This window comes from Methanocaldococcus sp. (assembly GCF_024490875.1).
Classification (GTDB): domain Archaea; phylum AGJL01; class Methanococci; order Methanococcales; family Methanocaldococcaceae; genus Methanocaldococcus.
On sequence record NZ_JACCLX010000013.1, the window covers coordinates 1 to 3,186 of the forward strand.

A 3,186-nucleotide genomic window follows, 5' to 3' on the forward strand; every position below is an offset into this window, starting at 1 on the left:
GACTTATAATTAGCAATAGGCTATAGGAGGTTATAAAGGTTGTTAAAGTTATTGAGGTTAGTGATAATGAAAAATGAATAATTATTTATAACTAACACTATCACTAACACCAACACTAATAACAGGGTTGAAGGTGGAAGGTTGAAGAAGATAGACTGTGCGGAGTCTGGAGTCGGGAGTGTGGAGTGAGAATTCAATGAATAATTTTATAATGAAAAATTTTTAAAAAAAGAACATCTTCACTAATAGACAGGGTTTTACAATATAAATTTTGTCTGTAAGTATTTTGGGTTTCATTTTAAACTATTTTTATCTTTTAATACAAAAAAAGTCAAACTTTTTTTATATTATATGTCAAATTTTGTTTTTAAAAGTGAGTAATCAAATTCTTTGAAAGTCCATTAAAAAATATTATGAATTAATTTTAATTTGACAATTTTTTATTAACTCAGCAGCTCTTTTTTTCATTTCATTTTATAAACTTGATATGTATGATTATTCTATATTTTTTATTTAAAATGAAGTAGGCTTAATTTGGTCTTTGAAATTTTATTGCATCTTCAATTGTATAACAATTTATGTCTCTGTTGTTTATAAGTTTAATTTGAAAATTAAGAACAATTTCTATAATTTTTTCAGGTTTTTTCTTTTTTTTTGATATATCTGGAGCACAATAACCACAATTTGGACATCTTTGAACTCTTAAATGTATAGTTGACATTTCCATTTCTGGTGGTCTTGTATCTAAATCTGGTGAGCCAAATGCATTAGTTTATGTTAATTCTGTGTAGGTATTAATTCTTGTTAATGCTAATATAAAAAATAACAGTTCTGCAAATATAAAAGTTAACATTTTTGCAAAATAAAATTAGGATCACCTTCGAAAAAATTTCGGAGGTGATTCAGTTGAAGGATTTTGAATTAGCATTACGCCAGCTAAGGAGTTTGGGGATGAAACCTAACTACAGCGAATTATCAAGGAAGTATGGAGTATCAAGACAAACAATATCCAAATATGATAAAGGTTTTAAAAGAGCTAAAAAAAGAAAAAGGGTATCAGTTCTCGACAAATATAGAGAAGAAATCAAAGAGAAACTGTCTTTACCAGGTTCAACAATAACAGGAGTATATAAATTTATTTTTCGCAAAGACCCCAATATAGGAAGCCGTTCCAATTTTGATTATTATGTAAGAAACCACAATTTGATATGTGATTGTCACGTGCAATGTTAAAATGTATCAGAAGTGCAAAGTGAAAATGTACCAGAAAAAGAAAAATCTTGTTAAGTTTCCTCCAAAATAAAAAATGGAGGAAAGAATGATAACTTACGAGGAGTTTATTATGATTCATACACTTTATAAACAGGGCTATAGCATGAGAGCAATTTCAAGGATGACAGGAATAGATAGAAGGACAATATCAAAAAGATTGAAAGAGAATAAATATAAACCAAGAGAAAAAGTTTTACATAAATCTAAACTTGATCCTTTTAAAGAGTACATAAAAGAACGAATAGTTTCTGGTTTACCAGAAAGAATTCCTTCAACAGTAATATTCCAAGAGATATTAGAAATGGGTTATGAAGGTAAAATTAGGATTCTTCAAAGTTATATGAGTAAACTTTACAATAATTTCTTAGAATTTAGGGAAGAAAAAGTAATAAGATTTGAAACATCTCCAGGAGAACAAGCTCAAGTAGATTGGACATTAATAAAGGGAGGTAAGAATAAGATTTATGCATTTGTAATGATATTGGGTTATAGCAGATATGCTTATGTTCATTTTACAGGAGATATGAAATATGAGACATTTGAAGCATGTCATCTAAAATCATTTGAATTTTTTGGAGGGATACCTAAAACAATACTTTATGATAATTTAAAAAGTGTGGTAATTAAAAGAAACGCATATGGAGCATCATGTCATAAATTTAATGAAAAATTTTTAGAATTTTCGAAAGAATATAATTTTACCCCTATTTTATGCAAGCCATATAGAGCCAAAACGAAAGGTAAAGTTGAAAGATTTATAGGATATTTAAAGAGGAATTTTTATATTCCCTTAAAAGCTAAACTTAAAAATTCATCATTAAAAATAGATATAGATTTACTAAATACTCAGATATTTAGATGGCTTGATGTGGTGAGTAATAGGATTCATGGGACTCATAAAAGTAAACCGAAAGAACTGTTTATGAAAGAAAGAGAATTATTATTGCCACTTTTACCTAAAAGATATTTTCAATCTGATTTAAAACATCACAGGATAAAGAATAAGATATTATCAATAGATGTAAAATCATATAGTAAATTAAATGATTATGAAATATTATTACAAGGAGCGTGTAATGGATAGAAATCATTATACTTCTATAGATGAACGAATAAAAGAATATGCGAAATTATTTAAATTGCCATCAATAAAGGAAAGTTATGCATCTATTGCAGAAGTAGCAGTAAAAGATAATCTTTCTTATTCAGAATATTTATTGAAACTTTTTGAATATGAATATGAAAAGAAAATAGAGAGGTCTAAAGAGATAATACTAAAAATGGCAGGATTCCCAAAAGTAAAGACATTTGAAATGTTTGATTTTGGGAGTTCATCAGTAGATAGGAATTTAATAAATGAACTTTGCACATTAAGATTTGTAGAAAATGCACAAAATGTTCTTTTAATAGGACCAAGTGGTGTAGGAAAAACACATATTGCAATCTCATTAGGATATTTATCAACTCAATCAAGAATAAAAACAAAATTTATAACAGTGCAGGATTTGTTATTACAACTTGAGATAGCCCAACAAACTAATAGATTGCAGCATTATTTTAAAAAAGTGATAAATACAGTTAAACTTTTAATTATAGACGAATTTGGATATATAAAATTGAATGAAAATCAATCAAATTTATTTTTTCAAGTAATAAATAAGAGATATGAAACAGGCTCAATAATAATAACAAGTAATTTAAGTTTTAAAAAATGGAAAAAAGTCTTAAATAAAGATGAAGCATTAACAACAGCGATACTTGATAGATTAATTCATCATTCTTATATACTGAATATTCAAGGAGAAAGTTATCGGCTGAAACAAAAAATAAAAGCAGGAATTTTAAATGGATTAAAAGTATAGTGGTACATTTTCACTTTGCATTTGTGGTACAATTTCATTTTGCACTTGACAC

General features: G+C 27.0%; 4 protein-coding genes. 3 read left to right on the forward strand and 1 reads right to left on the reverse strand.

What is annotated here, in order from left to right; genetic code table 11:
• Positions 1–529 precede the first annotated feature (529 nt).
• Entirely contained in the window at positions 530–727 is a 198-nt protein-coding gene (locus HZY31_RS02600) for a hypothetical protein (RefSeq protein ID WP_297317915.1), read from the reverse strand.
• A gap of 179 nt (positions 728–906) precedes the next feature.
• On the opposite strand from HZY31_RS02600, the gene HZY31_RS02605 reads away from it, so the two are divergent.
• The 3 genes from HZY31_RS02605 to istB all read left to right on the forward strand — a co-directional run bounded on the left by HZY31_RS02605 (position 907) and on the right by istB (position 3,134).
• Positions 907–1,233, forward strand: coding sequence for a hypothetical protein (locus HZY31_RS02605; protein ID WP_297317916.1), 327 nt, complete (start codon positions 907–909; stop codon positions 1,231–1,233).
• Between the two features lie 85 nt (positions 1,234–1,318).
• Positions 1,319–2,356 carry an IS21 family transposase gene (istA, locus tag HZY31_RS02610; RefSeq protein ID WP_297317917.1) on the forward strand — a complete coding sequence of 346 codons (1,038 nt, stop codon included), beginning with the start codon at positions 1,319–1,321 and terminating at the stop codon, positions 2,354–2,356.
• Positions 2,349–3,134: an IS21-like element helper ATPase IstB gene (gene istB / locus HZY31_RS02615; protein WP_297317918.1), complete on the forward strand. Its 786-nt coding sequence runs from the start codon at positions 2,349–2,351 to the stop codon at positions 3,132–3,134. Before istA ends, istB begins: the two co-directional genes overlap by 8 nt.
• Positions 3,135–3,186: the final 52 nt, after the last annotated feature.

Coding starts and splice junctions, on each gene's coding strand:
- HZY31_RS02600 (WP_297317915.1), bottom strand. CDS start 727: ATGGAAATGTCAACTATACATTTAAGAGTTCAAAGATGTCCAAATTGT.
- istA (WP_297317917.1), top strand. CDS start 1,319: ATGATAACTTACGAGGAGTTTATTATGATTCATACACTTTATAAACAG.
- istB (WP_297317918.1), top strand. CDS start 2,349: ATGGATAGAAATCATTATACTTCTATAGATGAACGAATAAAAGAATAT.